Here is a 17,234-nt window from a genome sequence, read left to right as displayed (position 1 = left end):
AAGCACTTACACAAGTAAATTATAGAGGTGAACTATCCGCTAAAATACGACCGAACTAAAGGTGTACCCCCGAAAATTTTAGAACTTGGCATGCCGGTACTCATTCGGGCCCATGTGCAGCTCCTTCTCGAACCGCTTCAGAAACTGTCCGTAATTGGCATAACCGACACGTTCGGCAATCTCTGAGAGCTTCAGCCTGCTCCCGCGCAGGAGCTCAGCCGCAGCCTGAATCCGCAGATGATGCAGCTGCTCATTGAAGGTCATCCCGTTCTTCTTAATCAATAATTGCCCCAGGTATACCGGATGCAGGAAGAAGATCTCGGCCAGCTTCTGAATGCTCAGGCTCTCCTGATAATGCTCCCCGATGTACTGGTTGATCTCCCGGACAATCCCATGCGACTTATAATTCTGCTCTTGCACCAGCAGATCTATGGCCTTCCCGCCGTAGGACAATAAGCGGCTGAGCAGCCCGCTCAGCGGGGTCATCGCCTGCTGAATCTCTGATACCTCAACACCCGAGGCCACTCCGCCCTCCTCGCCTGCGGCTTCTGCCCCGGGTGCGAGTGCGAATATCCGGTACATGAGGTGGATTACGAATTTGCGCACCACCTCCGGCGCCACCTGCTGTTCCCGGAAGCTGCGGGCCGCTGCCTCCAGTGCCTCGCGGTAGCCATCCGCGTCCAGGAGATTCACGCAGTCCAGCAGAGCATCCATCAGCCCGATATGGTCATAGTGATAACTGAAGGGCTGGTCCTGCACCGCGCTGTAAGCCAGCACCCCTGCCTGCTCCGGCTCGTAAAAGAAATGTAAAAGAGTCTCTTTGGCCCGGCCATAACTCCCCTCTATGGACACTAAGGAGTCTTCGGGGGTTCCCAGAGCGATGTGGATATTCTCTCCCCCGTACTCGCGCAGCAGGGTAACCAGCACTTCAGCTATTCCGGCAGCGTCCCCGCTGCCTTCCGTCATCCCGTACACGATCCCGAGCAATCCTGCTTCCAGATCGATCGTCACCACTGCCTGATATCCGGCCAGCAGGGAGACTGTGCGGCTCCGTACCTCTGTGTACAGCTCCGGGACCGTCCGGATCAGGCAGATGTTCCAGGAAGTGCTTTCCTTGAAGCCGGGCAGAGTCTCCAGCCATCCCATAAGCTCGGGTTCTCCCTTTTTGCCATATAACAGCCCCTTGATTAAGGTTGCCGCCTCTTCCCCGGAAGCGGTCTCATGGATTCTTCTGCGGTTCGCCTCCTGCTCCAACTCCAGGCGGATCTCCCGCAGCTCCTCGGTAGCCTCCTCCGGGAAAACCGGCTTCAGCAGATAATGATTGATTCCGTAGCTGATTGCCTTACGGGCATATTCAAACTCACTGTAGCCGCTCAGAATGACGAACTTCGTCGAATCCGTCCCCTCCTGCCGCCACTCCCCGATCATCTCCAGACCATTCATCAGCGGCATATGGATGTCGGTAATGACCAGATCCGGCTGAAGCTGCTTCATCATCTGCAGCCCCTCCCGGCCGTTGCCGCAGGTTCCGCACAGCTCGAAGCCCAGCTCCTGCCAATCGATCCACATCTCCATACCTTCCAGAGCGCTAGGCTCGTCATCAATTAATAGAACTTTGTATTTCATCGTCTATACCTCTCTTTCCAGGGAATAATTCTTCTCAAGCAGCTTCAGGGGAATGCCAAAGGTCACTACGGTTCCCTGATCCGGCGTACTGGATATCTCGAAGCGCACCTGATCTGCGTAATTCAGCTCCAGTCTGCGGTATACATTGCGAATCCCGATGTGGGTGCCCGAGTAATCCTCCTTGCGGACCGCGAACATCAGCTCCTTCAGCTTCTCCGGCTCCATGCCCTTACCATTGTCGGATACTGTAATCTGCAGCCTGTTATCCAGCACGAACGCAGCCACTTTGATTACGCCCAGCCCCTCAATCGTCTGCAGGCCATGCTTGCAGGAATTCTCGACCAGTGGCTGCATACTCAGCTTCGGTATTTTATAATCCAGGGACTGCTCATCGATCTCAAAGGTATAATCGAATTTATCCCTGAACCTGAATTTCTCAATCCTCAGATACATGTCGATAAATGCGATCTCCTCGCGCACCGGCACCAGATCCTCCTTCCAGCTCAATAGTCTGCGCAGCAGCTTCGACAAGCTTTTTATAATATCGGTGACATCGTTATATTTGTTCTTGGTGCAGACCACCAGTATCGCATTCAGCGTGTTGAACAGGAAGTGGGGGTTCATCTGGCTCTGCAGGAAATTCAGCTCCGCCCTGACGCGCTCCATCTCCAGGTTCTTGCTCTGGATCTCCAGCTTGTACACATCGTTGATCAGGGAGTGGATTCTGGAGGTCATCCGGTTAAAATTGTGGATTAGCCCGCCAATCTCATCCCGGCCCTCATCGATGGCGATCAGCTCGAACTTCTCGTTCGTCACCTTCTGCATATGCCGGGACAGGCGTTTCACCCGGTAGTTGTAGGAGCGCAGCATGATATATATGAATATGCTGGTCAAAAGAGTAAGCGTGGTGGCTAGGCCCGCTGCGTACAGCCGGATGTCGAGAACCGCCTGGGAGATCCGCTCCCCTTGCGTAATTCCGACAATCCGCCAGCCTTTGAGATAATTCGCCGTCCCTACAGCCATTACCCGCACCCCCTCGCTCTCGTCCTGGCTGTCCCCCCACTGATCGAATACCGGATAGGGATCATCCGTAATATGCTGATAGCCGCTGTCCGCTGACATCACGATCTTGTTCTCCCCATTGATCAGAAAGAGGCTCAGGTAATCCCGTTCCCGGACGATAATGTCATAGATCTCACTAAGGTCCAGATCGATCCGCAGCACCTTCTCATAGTTGTTCAGATTACGGTAATTGTCCATGGTCTCAATAATGCTGAGCGTCGGGGTGGATGAAGCCAGATTCTTGTTCTCCATGATCCGGTAAGCAGCAACATAGACCTGGGTAGTGGCCTTCTTGGCCTGCCGGTACCAGTCACTGAACCATACTTTATCGTTCATTACCTGATAATTCCCCCCGGATACAACCGTCTGGTTGTTCGTGAATATACTGATTCGTTCCAGCTGGTTATTGACAGGCATATAGCTGTTCATCCGGTCTCTCAATTGTTCGTTGAACATACTGTAGAATTCGATAGAGTCCGTATAGGTCCGGTCCAGCATCTCGTACAGATTCTTATCCGCAGCCAGCGTGTAGCCGACAGAGACTCCCCCTTCAATAAAATCATGAATGTCCTTCCGCGCCCGCTCCATGGAAATCTCCAGATTCTGCTGCTCCCGCGATTTGATGAGATCTGTAATCCGCTCCAGGAATACCAGATTCAGCACCATGATCGGCAGGAGCACACCCACAATGTAGATGAGATAGAACTTGTAGCTTAGCGGAATATCATTGACGATGGTGCCGAATTTAAACCGTTTTGTCGCCATCCCTCACACACACCCGGCTTTCTTAAGATTTCGGGGTCCCCGTAAAGTACCTGAGTAACCTTCGAAGCCAACGCCCCACTTTGTGGGGTTACTTTAGTTTTCGGGGTCCCCGCATAGTACCTGAGTAACCTTCGAAGCCAAAGCCCCACTTTGTGGGGTTACTTTAGTTTTCGGGGTCCCCGCATAGTACCTGAGTAACCTTCGAAGCCAAAGCCCCACTTTGTGGGGTTGTATTAGAGCTGTTTATTGTTGTGGGCATTCTTGTACACTGATGGTGATGAACCCACCTTATTCTTGAACTTGTCGATGAAATAATCGGTATTGGAAAAGCCCACCTGCACCGCGATATCCGATATCTTGAGCTGGGTGCGCTTGAGCAGGCTTTTGGCCGCTTCGATCCGCTTCTCATTCAGATAATCGCTGAAGCTGCGCCCCGTCTCCTTGCGGAACAACTGGCCCAGATAGGCAGAATTCATGTGGAACTGCCTGGCGAGATCCTGGAGCTGCAGCTTGCTGCGGAATTCCAGATCTACATATTGAATAACATTATAGATGGTGTTCCCCTCGTTATGGGCCCGCAGCTCGGTGAGGTACGCTGCGGTCTCCAGGCAGAGCCGGTCCACATACAGGCTGAGCTTGTAATAGTCCCTGAGCCCGCCCATGTTGCCGTACTCCTTGTGCATCGCACACATGATCTGGTCGGGGTCTCCCTGCATCTCAGCAATACTCCGGCATAAGGTCATCTCCAGATGGGCTACCTCAGCCTGTGCAGCGTCAATACTCACCCTCTTAGCGGTCATGGCTGCGAAGGCTTCCCTGGCAGCAGCCCGGATTCTCTCAGGCACGCCTTCCTTCACCTCATCCAGCACACGCGTAAAGTGCCCGTCAGTGAAACCGGGAGACAAGCGGGCCGTACGCAGATCATTGTAGTAGAAAATTCCGCCCCGCTCCTTCCGGTATTTAAGCCCCCAGACCTCAAGCGTCTGGGTGTACAGCTCCTGGACCGCGCGCAGGCCTTGCCCCCGGCCGCTGATCATTACAGCCACCGGTACCCCCAGCTTCGCTGACTGCACCTTCTGCACCTGAGCAGCTGCTGCCTCCAGCGCTTCCGTGGACAGTCCGGCTGAGCGAATCAGAAGCCCGGCCCTTCCGGCCGGGTCCTGGAACACATAGCCCAGGTGATCCGGGAAGCCTTCGGTATCCCCTTCATTCAGGCTCACCGTACCTGAACCTGAAATGGCAGCAGCAAGAATGCATTGCAGCTCTGTATCAGGCTGAAGCCCCAGCAGACCGTAGGCGGCGTGTTCCAGCTCCTGACTCCAATCCCCCTGGACACAACGGCTGATCAGATTATGCACCAGAATATTATGCTTCTTCCGTTCCTCTAGTCTGGAAGCGGTTTCATAATGGATAATAGCTCGGATCTTCCCGAGCAGTTCCTCGATCTCCTCATCATCCACCGGCTTCAGCAGGTAGCCGTCCACCTTGTGGCGCAGCGCAGTCCGGGCATAGTTGAAATCGTCATATCCGCTCAGGATCACGAACCGGGGCGGCGGGTCTACCGTTTCCTTCACCGCCGCAATCAGCTCCAAGCCGCTCATCACCGGAAGATTGATATCCGTCAGCAGCAGATCCGGCCTGTGCTCCCGGATCAGCCGCAGGGCCTCCCCGGCACTAAGCGCTTCAGCGCATACCTCGAATCCGGCTTTCTCCCAGTTCACCATCGTCCGGAGTCCTTCCAGAACCCAGGGTTCATCGTCCACAATCATGACTTTCAGCATGAGCTCCGCTCCCCTCTCAATCATCTAAATTTGGTAAGTAATAGAATTACAAGTAATGCTAACATACAAGTTCAATCATGTGAATGTTAACTTAAGCGAGGCTTTCTTTAAACGAAACAGGGAAGTCCGCAGCCAGTATGATCTGGCTGTAGACTTCCCTGTTATCAACTTACCTTCTTAACGGCCTATTGTATTCGGTTTTTCACCTACATTCGGCAAACTTTCCTTCCCATACGAGAACAAAATGCCTGCGGCATCCCCATTGTGATCGGTTTTTCGACCACATTCGGCCCACACGCCTCTGCCGCACCGAATGTAGTCGGTTTTCCGACCATATCCAGCCCACACGCCTCTGCCGCACCGAATGTAGTCGGTTTTCGACCATATCGCCCCACGCCTCTGCCGCACCGAATGTGGTCGGTTTTCGACCATATCCGGCCCACACGCCTCTACCGCACCGAATGTGGTCGGTTTTTCGACCATATCCGGCTGTTCGGTGAAATCAGAGAAGTCATTCCTATTACTGGCCCAGAATATAGTCATCCTGCCGATGCTCCAAGACACTTACCCCCAACTTTATGCACAACTTATCCACATCGGACGCAAATCATAATTTCCTAATCCACAAAAAAAAGAACCTCCCCGCGGCACCACACCGCAGCAACGTTCTTCTAATGCCCCGCCCGTTTGCGCTTATCCTCCTGAAGATGCCCCCAATGCAGCCGGACAAAGATAGCAAGCAGAATCAGCATAAATACGCCATACCACAACAGAAAACCATTCCAGTCCTCACGCGGGACAATGAGCGAGGAGCTGAGCGTACCGAACAGCCAGATAAAAGACAGATTGCCGAGCACCGTCCCCCAGACAAAAGCCGCCGGCTTCATCGGAGACACGGCTGACATCAGATTGATGATATTGCTGGGCACAATCGGAATCGTACGCAGCAGCACCAGGGTCCAGATGCCGTAACGGTCCAGATAGGTCTGCCATTTCTCATACTTCTTGAGCTTGTAGCCCCATTTGCGGTCGAACCAGTCGAAGAGATAGCGCCGGAAGAGAAAATAGACAATTACCGCGCCCAGGTTGCAGGCCAGCCAGCTGACAGCCATCCCGCCGATCACTTCGAATACAGAGACATGCAGCACAATCAGAATCGCCAGGGGGAAAAATCCGAACAAGCTTTGCAGCACGGCGAGCGGAAAGGTAGCAAAAACAATATACGGGCCGCTAAGTCCCAGACTTTGCAGCAGCCAGTCAATCCAGGCATTGATGATCTCGGTCATAGAGCGCTCTCCTTCCCTGACTCTTAGCAGCATGTAAAGGAACCGCTCATTAATGTTGAAGAAAAACACCCCTTGCGGGGTGTTTATTGAACATCTAACTATAGATTCTGCGACATCAGCGTACAAGTTACAGAATTGTTGCTTATTTTCTCCCATCATAGCACACATCGGTCATCGCCGCCAGATCACTGAACCCTACAGAGTTCACTTAAGCAGAGATACCAGCCGTCCACTCATTAACCTTGGCTTCATTACTCTCTACCCATTCCTTGGCCGCTTCTTCAGGCGATTGTCCGCCCTGAATCTTGACCATAACCTGCTCCATATCCTCTGCAGTCCATTTGAATTGGCTCAGGAACTTGTGCACATCAGGCATATCTTCCTTCAGACCTGAGCGGACCATCGTATGAATCTGCTCGGCACCGCCGTAGACATTCTTCGGATCGTCCAGGTACTTGAGGTCCATGTTGGCGAACATCCAGTGCGGAGTCCAGCCAGTGACTACAATTGGTTCATTCTTGTCAAAAGCCTTCTGCAGCTCCTGCGCCATTGCCGCCGACGAGCTCTCCAGCAGCGTATAATCGCTCAAGCCGTAGGCTTCGAGCGCTTTTTCCGTGGCCGTCATAATTCCGGCCCCCGGCTCAATTCCGATAATCCGCTTATCGAGCGTTGCCGCTACTTCTGCATTATTCAGATCTTCAATGGAGTTGATCTCCATATAGGCGGGAACGGCAAGCCCGGTCTTCGTTCCATCCAGATTCACACCGGCATCCTCAATGTCCTTGCCGTATTTCTCCAGATAAGAGGCATGCGTGCTTGGCAGCCAGGCGGCTACCATGGCATCTGCGCTTCCGTCAGCAATCCCGGCCCACATCGGTCCGGCATCGACCTGCAGCATCTCCACCTTCACGCCGAGCTTCGTTTCCAGCACTTCCTTGACTACGTTAGTACTGGCGATCTCGGAATCCCAGGCCACATAAGCCAGCTTCACCGTACTATTGTTATTATTGGACGAACAACCTGCTACCAGAATTACTGCCATCAGCAGCATGAGCATCATTAGCGGTTTGCGCTTTATCGATTGGATTCTTTTCATATTAATCATACACTCCTATTCTTGTGGTTTGGATTTGAAGAGCTTCTGGGTCAGACGATCCAGCAGAATGGCAATAATAACAATCGCAATCCCCGCCTCGAAGCCCGCACCCGTCTTCGCCTGTGATACTGCACGGTATACATAGGCACCTACACCCTGGGCACCGATCATGGACGAGATGACGACCATAGACAGCGAGAGCATAATCGTCTGGTTAATCCCGGCCATAATGGTCGGGAGCGCGATCGGCAATTGCAGCTTGAACAGCTTTTGCCCTGCGGTTGAACCGAAGGCATCCGCCGCTTCCACCAGCTCCGGTGAGACCTGGCGAATCCCCAGGTTCGTTAACCGGATCGTTGGCGGAATAGCAAATATAATAGAAGCAATGACGCCGGGAACAACACCCAGCGAGAAGAACGACACGGCTGGAAGCAGATATACGAACGCCGGCATCGTCTGCATGAAGTCTAAGATAGGGGTGGCAATGTTCTGGAAAGTCCGGCTCTGTGCACACAGCACTCCGAGCGGAACCCCGATCACTACAGCCAGCAGAGAGGCTGTCAGTACCAGGGCCAGCGACTGCATCGACGGTCCCCACAATCCAAGATTGTCAATCAGGAGCAGTCCGACCACCGCAAACAGCGCCATCCGCCATTTGCCGATCCAGTAGGCCAGAGCTGCGATCAGAAGGGTCAGCACCATTGCGGGCAGGAAATTCAGCGCCGCATCAATCCCGCTCACCATTCCGCCAATCACAGCATGAATGATATCAAATATAGGGCCGAAGTAGGTCGTGAGCCAATTTTCAATCCATTCTACGCCCTTTCCGAGCGGTATTTTAGGTAAATTCATGAACCAATTCCTCCTTCAGGAACCGCGTTACCGGCCAGGGCAGACAACACGGCCCCTTTGATAACAATGCCCTTCAGCTTCTCGCCTTCCCCCACTACAGCAACGGGCAGATGCGTCTCCGACATCAGCTCGAACAGATCATTCAGCAGGGTATCCGGCTGAACCCGGGGAATGTCGCGCAGCATCACATCCAGAATACTGCGGTTCTCCTTCAAGGCCTGTGAGGCATTATCCGCTGTCAGCAGACCTTGCAGCCGCATCTCATTATCTGCGACATACAGGCTGGAGACCCCGCTGTCCCGCATGAGCTGCAGGGCTACCCGGGGACCGCGTTCCGGGCGGATCATCTCCGGCTGGCGCATCACATGGGAAGCGGTCAATACTTTGGACAGATCCACATCCTCCACGAAGCGTTCCACATATTTGTTCGCAGGCTGAATCAGAATTTCTTCCGGCGATCCGATCTGGACAATGACCCCGTCCTTCATCAGGGCAATACGGTCCCCGATCCGCAGCGCTTCATCCAGATCATGCGTGATGAAGACAATCGTCTTCTTCACTCTGGATTGCAGCTCCAGCAATTCCTGCTGCATATCCTTGCGGATCAGCGGATCAAGCGCACTGAAGGCTTCATCCATCAGCAGAATGTCAGGATCATTGGCCAGACCGCGCGCCAGGCCGACACGCTGCTGCATGCCTCCGCTGAGCTGATCCGGGCGGTGGTTCTCCCAGCCCTTCAGCCCTACAAGCTCAAGAGCCTCCATGGCCAGCCGGGTTCGTTTGCTTTTCTCCACGCCCTGGACTTCCAGTCCGTATTCTGCGTTAGCCAGCACACTGCGGTGCGGGAACAGCGCGAACTTTTGAAAGACCATGCCGATATTCTTCCGCCGGAATTCCCGAAGCTGCTCCGGATTCATCTTGACAACATCCTTACCCTTGAACAGCACCTGTCCTCCGGTAGGCTCAATCAGCCGGTTCAACAGACGGACGAGCGTGGATTTACCACTGCCCGACAATCCCATAATGACAAATATTTCTCCCTCTTCAATGCTGAATTCGGCTTTATTCACACCGACCGTCAGCTTGGCTTCCCGGGCGATCTTTTCTTTGGACCAGCCTTGTTCTAATAATGGAAGCGCCCGTGCTGCATCATGACCGAATACTTTGGTTAACTGTTTCACCTCTATAATTGCCATGTTGACCTCCTTCTCTCCTTTTACTTTCGGGTTAACGCTACTGACCTAGTGTAACGGACTTACGAAAAAATACGCAAAGCTCATATTCGCTAAGAATTGAGTGTACAGTTTTAACTTTACGTACTTTACGTATAGAATACTCTGTTTAACGCCGGATTCCGTTCCGGATGAATTCTTTACTTCTTGCCGGAGATTTGATTACAATACACTAGGAGAGACATGCAGAATGTCAGCCTATTCCTCAGGAGGGACATCATGAACGATTTAGAGGGGCTTTTGCCCGAGCAAATAGAAAAAATCAGCAAAGCCCGTGAACGGGTCATCGACTCTATCGGCAAAAATATGGATTTATACGGCATCACCCTGTCCATCGGGCATTTATACGGTTACATGTACTTTAATGAGGGCCCGGTTACACTGGATGAGCTAAGCAGCACCATGGGCATGAGTAAGACCTCCATGAGTACTGGAGTACGTACACTGCTTGATTTGAAGATGATCGATAAAGTCTGGGGCAAGGGCACCCGCAAGGATCTGTTCGAGGTGGTTCCCGACTGGCATCAGAACTTCAGCGATTACTTCTCTATTAAATGGAGAAAAGCAGTTGAAGGGAATATGACCGCCCTTAACAAATCACTCGCCGAAATCCGGCAAATGAAAATTGATTACGCGGACGAGCCCGACCTATCGCGCCTGCTCCACACCGACGAGCTCAAGATTGAAGAAGCCATTAAATATTACCGCTGGCTGCTGAAGCTGATCGAAGCGCTGGAGACCGGCAAGATTTTTGAATTAATCCCTAAAGAATAATATCAGCTATTGGCGTTCAAACTATTCTGCTCATGCTGAAAAGGCTGTATGTTGTTTTCCACATACATTTGAGCCATCGCCTACGTTTGAGCACAATGTATGTTGTTTTCCGCATACATTCGGGCCATCGCCTGCGTTTGAGCACAATGTATGCTGTTTTTTACTTTCATTTGATCCCATATAAGTATCAAAACGGCCGCGACCCTTGAATTCAAGGATCACGGCCGTTGTCACATGCCATGGTGCGTTCTTTCGTTAGCTTACGGGTTCTCGATCAGACTGACATCATCGATGTAGATATGATTGCCTGCTTCGATAGCCGCATTCGTCTCTGCGCTGTTTCCGGGATTCAGCCCCAGCAGAAAGACCAGATGAACCCCTGCATCCGTTCCGCCGTTCATGGTGAAGGTGTAGCTGAAGCGCTGCATTTCGCCCGTTAAAGAAGCGGCGGTTGTCTGCAAATATTTCGTATAATCTCCTCCGAAATGCTCGACTGCTACTTCAATCTGCCGGTTGATATCCGAACGGGCGCTGAAGGCCAAGGTATAGCTTTTACCCTGAGTCAGCTTCAAATCTCTGTAATCTACCTGAGCGGCGTAGTTGGCAGAGCCCGTGAAGCCCAGCGACACCTCAAGCTCCCCATTCTGGACTGCGGCATTTCCGGTGCTCTCGAAGTACTGGGTCCAGCCTTTAAGGGCAGGCTGCGCATCGAATGTGCCGTTATCCAGTGTCCCGCTGGCAGGCTCGGTGTCCGGTCCGTCTGTTACCTTTCTAAGCACGATATCATCAAAAGAAATCGTATGCGCCGTATGGTTCGCCGTTTTATCTTCACCCAGCGTGGCGCCGATCAGATAGTTCAGCTTCAGCGGATTGGCGTTCGTCACACTGAACTGAGTGCTGTAAGTCGCCCATGTGGCTGTAATGTCGAACTTCGCCTGAGCCGCCTGGGCAGAGGTTCCGCTATATTCCACGATAATCTGCCGGGGAACGGTAGATTTCGCTCTGAAGCTCAGCTCATAGGTTGCGCCAGCTTCCAGCGGGATTTTCTCCTGATAGAGCTGGGTGTGCCAGGCTTGTGACCCGGCCGCCGTGATCAGCACCTCCGCTGCTCCGTTCACCACTTGGAAGGACGAGACTCCACCTTCACCGGACCAGGTGGACCAGCCCGAGATGCCGCCGGTGAATGATCCGTTGACGACCAGATTGTTATCATTCGCCAGTATAGTCTGAGCCACACTAGCATTGACGTACCCTTCGGCTTCCACGGTAATGTTATAGCTTCCCTCTGCCGGGAAGGCCGCAGGCTGAATTGTGATTGCTCCCGGCCCTACATCGTACAGCTCCGCCGCAAGCGTAACGCCATTCACCTTAACGGACTTAATGCTGCCGGACCATTCTGCTTTCGGGATGAAGGTCAGCTCAATCGGCTGTGATACCCGGTTGGCTGTGGAATCTGCGAGCAGCTCCTGCGGCTTCGCCGGGGCGTCCTTGATCTCGAATCGCACATTGTCGATGATGATATCATGACTTTGCGGAACGCTCACACCCCCTACCTTGCCAAGCAGGAATTTCAGCGAGAGCATATCATTCGCCCCCTGCCGGAATTCGAACCGGTAATGCTTCATCTCTGGTGTCAGCTCCACCGTCTTATCGATGGAAGGGGAATAGCTCGCATTCTCTGCCTTCACATTCATCTGCCGGGCCACGCTGGCACTGGCATCGAATTCAACCACATAATCGAGGCCCGCCGCTGCCTTGAGGTTATTCTGGAAAAGCATCACCGAATACGCCTGATTGCCGGTATTCGTAATGCTGAATTTGGCTGCTCCATCCACCGCAGCGGCAGTGCTCTGGCCGCCGTCTTCTGTCAGCAGCCGCTCCCAGCTCGTAAGCCCGAAGCTGAAATCCCCGTTCAAAAGCGGGTAATATGTCAGATCAGGATCATAATAGGAGCTGGTGCGTACCAGCACGAATTGATCCAGAAGGACCCTTCCTGCTGTCCCGTCAAGCCGCAGTACGAATCGTCCAAGATGATCCGTGGCCCCCGCGAGATTCTTGAACAGCGCTTCAACCTGCTGATGTCCTGCATTCAGCTGAACCGGCTCCGAAGCATAGACTACGCCGTCATTGCCTTGCAGTTCGACTACAGCTGTCCTTGCGGAGAAGCTATCGGCCTCGAAGGTCAGCTTGTAATCCTGGCCTTGCACCAGGAAGATTCCCTTCTGTTGCAGCGTAACCTCGCTGCCGCCGGTGTCTGCGTCTGTAATGTCCAGCTTCAGGCGGCCGTCAGCCTCAACCCGCGGAGTAACCTCCGCACCTCCTGAAGCAGCAATATGCCAATAGCTCATCCGGTCCGGTTCTCCCAGATCAAAGCTGCCGTTGTAGAGGTGGTTGCCGCTGCCGAGCGGCGCCTTGGCGCTGTCATGATCGAAGGGAATGCTGCTGATCTCTTCAAGCCGTGCATTGCCAAGCCATACCGGGGAAGCATTGGTCCCCAGATTGAACTCGATCCGCGCGGCATTGTCCGAGCTCTCCTTCATCTGGAACATCGTCTCGTAATGCTGAAGCTGCGGGGTCAGCGCTGCCTTGAACGCTGGAGAATAAGACGGGAAGCCAAGCGATGCGCCACCTGTCAGCCGGGCGGTCAGCTCGCGGGTCGTATCCGTTCTGGCATCGAAGCTTAGCTTGTAGAATCTGCCCTTTGCCAGCGACACAATCGCCTGCGGCTGGATCGAATAAGAGTTGCCGCCCGGCTTCAAGATGTTTACCTTGAGCAGATTCACGCCGCCGGCCTGCTCCAGAGATAGAGCCGCATCTGCGCCTTCATCTGTGTAGAGTACCCAGTGGGCTGTATTCGGGATGCCCATCCCGGGATCTCCTTCTACCTGCTCCGTGAACCCGCTGTTATAAATGAAGTTCCCGTCTGCCAGCGGCGGCTTCGCTCCCTCCAGATAAGGCTCCTTCGCCAGCTCCACCGGTACCGGCTGCCGGTATTCGCGTCCAGTCAGCTCATAGATTCTGACATAGTCAATCTCCATGGAACTCGGAAATACGGTCTCATCCGTAGGGTTACCGTCAAAGTTGCCGCCGACTGCCAGATTCATCAGCAGGTGGAACTTCTGGTTGAACGGTGCCGGATACGCGTTGATAGCCGGCTGTCCGCTGCTTTTGCTGTACCAGTCATTCTTGGTCGAGAACAGCACCCCGTCCACATACCAGCGGATCTCTCCCGGCTCCCACTCAATGGAGTAGGTGTGGAACTCTTCAATGGTGGAACTGCCAGGCAATACATACTCCTTGCCGGAATAGACATTATCCGGCCACTGGGAACCATAATGGATCGTTCCGGCAACCACATTCGGACGGCTGCCCCAGCCTTCCATAATATCCAGCTCCCCGGAGGCCGCCCAATTGCCGTACACATAATTCTCCGGCAGCATCCAGATCGCCGGCCACAGCCCCTTGCCAGCCGGAGCTTTCGCCCGGATCTCGAATTTTCCGTACATTTTGCTGTACAAGCCATTGGTCTTAATTCTGGTGGAAGTGTACGGCTTGCCGCCTACTGCTTCCTTATGTGCGGTAATGATTAGCTTACCGTCCTGCTCTTTCACATTCTTCGGATCATTGGTGTAATACTCCAGCTCATTATTGCCCCAGCCCGGATTCCCGACAGCGGTGCCGTCTCCGAGATCATAGGTCCACTTCGCAGGATCAATGGCATTGTCATCGAATTCATCATTCCACACCAGACTCCACGGATCAGTGGTTGGCGCTGGTGTGGGTGTTGGACTTAGTGTTGGTGTCGGCGTTGGGGTTGGTTCCGGTGTCGGTATTGGTGTCGGCTCTGGCGTAACCTCCGGTGTCGGTATTGGTGTCGGCTCCGGCGTAACCTCTGGTGTCGGTATTGGCGTCGGCTCTGGCGTAACCTCCGGTGTCGGTATTGGTGTCGGCTCTGGCGTAACCTCCGGTGTCGGTATTGGTGTCGGCTCCGGTGTAGCCGTCGCTGTCACTCCGCCACCGGCGGCCACAGGCGGCTGGCTGGCCTGCGGCGAGGCCAGATTGAGATTGCTGCGGCTGCCTGGCATGAGAGCAATGCCCCCGGCCGTGACAGCCTCGGCCTGATTCAGCACAGTACCGAAGCTGCCGCTGCCTGTAATTGTAGTGCCCCGGGCACCGGCTGTAAGGAGCAGCTCAGCCACCTGCGCCTGATTCATCAGCACCAGCTTGCCGGGAGTGCCCCAGATCAGCTTGGATAGCTTGCCTGACAAGCTCAGCGTGAGGTTGCCTCCGGCCGCATCAGCGGTGGATACAACCCCATAATTGCCAATAAGAGTGACCGTCTGCTCACCTGCCGGGAGGACAACACCAGCGAATCCCTCCCCGGTAAGCGCAGCTTCTTCAAGGATAGCACCGGAATCAAGATGTACCGTTCCCGCGGATGTTGTCCCGCTGGCAACGATGCGGACACTGCCCTTCGGCTTCGCCACCTGCACGGCCCCAAGGCTGCTGTCCGTAAGGCTTACGCCCTGCCCGCCACCGCCGCGAATATAGGTTGTGCCGGTAACCTGCACCCCCTGAAGCCGGATCACTCCTTCCCCGATCCCCTCGGTAAGATAGAGATTTCCTTCTATGATAGTGTCCCTCAGTGTAATATCCTCATGGCTCAGCACCACATTGCCCTTCACCTTGCCCAGCTTCACTTCCCCGGCGGCGGAGCGCAGCTCCGGCACCAGTGTATCCGCCAGCTTCGCCAGCTCGGCACGGGTGATCCTCCCGTCCGGCTTGAATAAGCCTCCGGGATAGCCCTGCATATAACCGGCTGCCGTAAAAGCATCCGCCGCAGCGCTAACTGCACTATCGGCTCCCGCCAGGTCGCTGTACATGCCCTTGGCTTGACGCTCAGTCTCCAGCCTCAGTATCCGCTGAAGCGCAAGGACCGCCTCCCCGCGTTTCAGCGGAGCCGCAGGTTCGATTCGCTGATGTGCGTCTGCACTCAGATACCCCGCTGCTACCGCTTTGGCGATATCGTCCTTGTACCAGGCCGCCGCCGGGATATCCGCCGGAAGCACAGCCGCCATATCCTTATAGCCAAATATACGGTTGACGATTGCCGTAAATTCTGCCCGGGTGACCTGCTGCTCCGGCCGGAAGCTGCCGTCCCCGTAGCCGGAGATCACCCCGCTGCGGCTCCAGCGCTGCACCGCATATGCCGCCCAGCTGCCCTCTTTTACATCGGTAAACGCTTTCAAATCATTGGCAGCCAAGCTCCCGCTCTGCAAGGCGGCTGTGGTCTCCGCAGACGCTGTCAGTCTGCTCTGAACAGACTTCGCCTCAGCCCCGCCGCTGCCCAGCGGCGATAGAAGTCCCGTAACGATGACAGCGGCCGCTAACAACGCTGATATATTTCTTTTCATTCCGTGTATGCCTCCTCAGGATTAGAGTCTCCTCTTACCGCATTTCCATCGCCCCGCTGCCTTCAAGTTGCTCTCAGCTCAATCTAAAGTACCCTCAAGCCCTCTGACCGAAATCGGTTTCGATTTTCTCCGTGCCATTCCTCTAAACGCAATTAACCTTTGACTTGTTTCGGCAAGTTGAATAGACTCTAGAAAGGACTGCTGTTTGACAGCAGAGAGTGTCCAAGTGAACGGTCAGTAGCCTTGAGAAACCCTGGCATACCCGTCTTTTGGCCCTGTTATAACTATGAAGCGGGGGTGAGCATAGCCATGCAAATGAATATCAAAAAAATCGCCGAAATGGCCGGGGTCTCTGTATCGACTGTCTCCAAAATCATGAACAATTACAGCGATGTTTCCGAAAAAACGAAACGAAGAGTGCTCGAAATCATCGAACAAACCGGATATACCCCCTCAAGCTCCGCCAAGACGCTGGCTACCAAGAAATCGAATCTGATCGGGGTTATTTTTGCCGGTGAGCTAAATGTGGAATTTACCCATCCTTTTTTTGTTGAGGTGCTGAATTCGTTCAAGAAGCAGATGGGGGTTCTGGGGTATGATCTGATTTTCTTCTCGAATGAGAAGTTCATTAACAGCGGCGATTACTACTCGCGTTGCCTGCATTTCCATGTGGACGGCTGTGTCATTATCTCGGGAGAACAGATGGAGCCTGCGATACAGGAACTCGACCGGAGCCATATTCCCTGCATCGGCGTTGACCTGGAGCTGACCGGCAGGAAATCCGGCTATGTCATGTCAGACAATTACCAGATTGCTTCCAAAGTGGTGGAGCATTTCTACCTGCTCGGACACCGGGAGCTTGGTTTCATAGGCAGCAGAGCGGATTCGGATATCTCCAACCGGCGCGAAGCAGGGTATGTCAGAGCCATTGCCGGCTTCGGCCTGGTCATGAATCCTAAGTGGTTCGTGCATGGTGATGATTTCTTCGAGCCCAGCGGGTATGCAGCAATGAACTCGTTAATTGCATCGGGAGATTTGCCAAAAGCGGTCTTCGCCGCCTCCGATCTCCTCGCCCTCGGCGCAGTCCGCGCCTTGAAGGAGCAGGGTCTGCGTGTTCCCGAGGATGTAGCCATCATCGGCTGTGACGATATCGAGGCCTGCCAGTATACCAGCCCTACGCTGACTACCATCCGCCAGAACAAGGAACGCCTGGGTGTGCTCGCCGCCCATATGCTGTTCGATCTCATCAATAACCAGTCTGAAGGCGGCTCATTTGTAGTTGAACCGGCGCTGATCGTCCGTGAATCCTGCGGCAGCGGGCTGAACCGCTTGAACCGCTGAACGCC

10 protein-coding genes are annotated in these 17,234 nt (G+C 54.0%); 2 read left to right on the top strand and 8 right to left on the bottom strand.

The features are described 5' to 3' along the window. Positions 1–78: 78 nt before the first annotated feature. The 7 genes from MKY64_RS33100 to MKY64_RS33070 all read right to left on the bottom strand — a co-directional run bounded on the left by MKY64_RS33100 (position 79) and on the right by MKY64_RS33070 (position 9,664). A complete protein-coding gene (locus tag MKY64_RS33100) occupies positions 79–1,626 on the bottom strand; it encodes a response regulator (RefSeq protein WP_340958317.1) in 1,548 nt (515 codons plus the stop codon). Positions 1,627–1,629: 3 nt separating this feature from the next. Further along, the gene (locus MKY64_RS33095) at positions 1,630–3,453 is read right to left on the bottom strand and encodes a sensor histidine kinase (protein ID WP_340958316.1); all 1,824 of its coding nucleotides are present in this window, start codon (positions 3,451–3,453) and stop codon (positions 1,630–1,632) included. A gap of 233 nt (positions 3,454–3,686) precedes the next feature. Then, entirely contained in the window at positions 3,687–5,234 is a 1,548-nt protein-coding gene (locus MKY64_RS33090) for a response regulator transcription factor (protein WP_340958315.1), read from the bottom strand. Between the two features lie 671 nt (positions 5,235–5,905). Then, positions 5,906–6,520, bottom strand: coding sequence for a TVP38/TMEM64 family protein (locus MKY64_RS33085; RefSeq protein ID WP_339251004.1), 615 nt, complete (start codon positions 6,518–6,520; stop codon positions 5,906–5,908). Positions 6,521–6,728: 208 nt separating this feature from the next. Continuing rightward, positions 6,729–7,616 carry a glycine betaine ABC transporter substrate-binding protein gene (locus MKY64_RS33080; RefSeq protein ID WP_339251006.1) on the bottom strand — a complete coding sequence of 296 codons (888 nt, stop codon included), beginning with the start codon at positions 7,614–7,616 and terminating at the stop codon, positions 6,729–6,731. A gap of 15 nt (positions 7,617–7,631) precedes the next feature. After that, positions 7,632–8,468: an ABC transporter permease gene (locus tag MKY64_RS33075; RefSeq protein ID WP_036732574.1), complete on the bottom strand. Its 837-nt coding sequence runs from the start codon at positions 8,466–8,468 to the stop codon at positions 7,632–7,634. Then, complete coding sequence (locus MKY64_RS33070) at positions 8,465–9,664, bottom strand: quaternary amine ABC transporter ATP-binding protein (protein WP_036732571.1); 1,200 nt, start codon at positions 9,662–9,664, stop codon at positions 8,465–8,467. Before MKY64_RS33070 ends, MKY64_RS33075 begins: the two co-directional genes overlap by 4 nt. 255 nt (positions 9,665–9,919) lie before the next feature. On the opposite strand from MKY64_RS33070, the gene MKY64_RS33065 reads away from it, so the two are divergent. After that, on the top strand, positions 9,920–10,474 hold the full coding sequence (locus MKY64_RS33065) for a GbsR/MarR family transcriptional regulator (RefSeq protein WP_036732568.1): 555 nt from the start codon (positions 9,920–9,922) through the stop codon (positions 10,472–10,474). A gap of 260 nt (positions 10,475–10,734) precedes the next feature. Here MKY64_RS33065 and MKY64_RS33060 read toward each other — a convergent pair whose 3' ends face one another. Beyond that, positions 10,735–15,888: a carbohydrate binding domain-containing protein gene (locus MKY64_RS33060; RefSeq protein ID WP_339251009.1), complete on the bottom strand. Its 5,154-nt coding sequence runs from the start codon at positions 15,886–15,888 to the stop codon at positions 10,735–10,737. A 315-nt stretch (positions 15,889–16,203) separates the two neighbouring features. Here MKY64_RS33060 and MKY64_RS33055 point away from each other — a divergent pair, with 315 nt between their 5' ends. Continuing rightward, complete coding sequence (locus MKY64_RS33055; protein ID WP_340958360.1) at positions 16,204–17,229, top strand: LacI family DNA-binding transcriptional regulator; 1,026 nt, start codon at positions 16,204–16,206, stop codon at positions 17,227–17,229. Positions 17,230–17,234 lie beyond the last annotated feature (5 nt).

It is taken from the genome of Paenibacillus sp. FSL R7-0210 (assembly GCF_038009085.1).
GTDB classification, from domain to species: Bacteria; Bacillota; Bacilli; order Paenibacillales; family Paenibacillaceae; genus Paenibacillus_AQ; species Paenibacillus_AQ silagei.
This window is presented reverse-complemented; position numbering and strand designations above follow the sequence as displayed.

Bases quoted from the DNA above. Each gene is read 5' to 3' on its own strand.
- MKY64_RS33100 (WP_340958317.1), bottom strand. From the start codon at position 1,626: ATGAAATACAAAGTTCTATTAATTGATGACGAGCCTAGCGCTCTGGAA.
- MKY64_RS33095 (WP_340958316.1), bottom strand. From the start codon at position 3,453: ATGGCGACAAAACGGTTTAAATTCGGCACCATCGTCAATGATATTCCG.
- MKY64_RS33090 (WP_340958315.1), bottom strand. From the start codon at position 5,234: ATGCTGAAAGTCATGATTGTGGACGATGAACCCTGGGTTCTGGAAGGA.
- MKY64_RS33085 (WP_339251004.1), bottom strand. From the start codon at position 6,520: ATGACCGAGATCATCAATGCCTGGATTGACTGGCTGCTGCAAAGTCTG.
- MKY64_RS33080 (WP_339251006.1), bottom strand. From the start codon at position 7,616: ATGAAAAGAATCCAATCGATAAAGCGCAAACCGCTAATGATGCTCATG.
- MKY64_RS33075 (WP_036732574.1), bottom strand. From the start codon at position 8,468: ATGAATTTACCTAAAATACCGCTCGGAAAGGGCGTAGAATGGATTGAA.
- MKY64_RS33070 (WP_036732571.1), bottom strand. From the start codon at position 9,664: ATGGCAATTATAGAGGTGAAACAGTTAACCAAAGTATTCGGTCATGAT.
- MKY64_RS33065 (WP_036732568.1), top strand. From the start codon at position 9,920: ATGAACGATTTAGAGGGGCTTTTGCCCGAGCAAATAGAAAAAATCAGC.
- MKY64_RS33060 (WP_339251009.1), bottom strand. From the start codon at position 15,888: ATGAAAAGAAATATATCAGCGTTGTTAGCGGCCGCTGTCATCGTTACG.
- MKY64_RS33055 (WP_340958360.1), top strand. From the start codon at position 16,204: ATGAATATCAAAAAAATCGCCGAAATGGCCGGGGTCTCTGTATCGACT.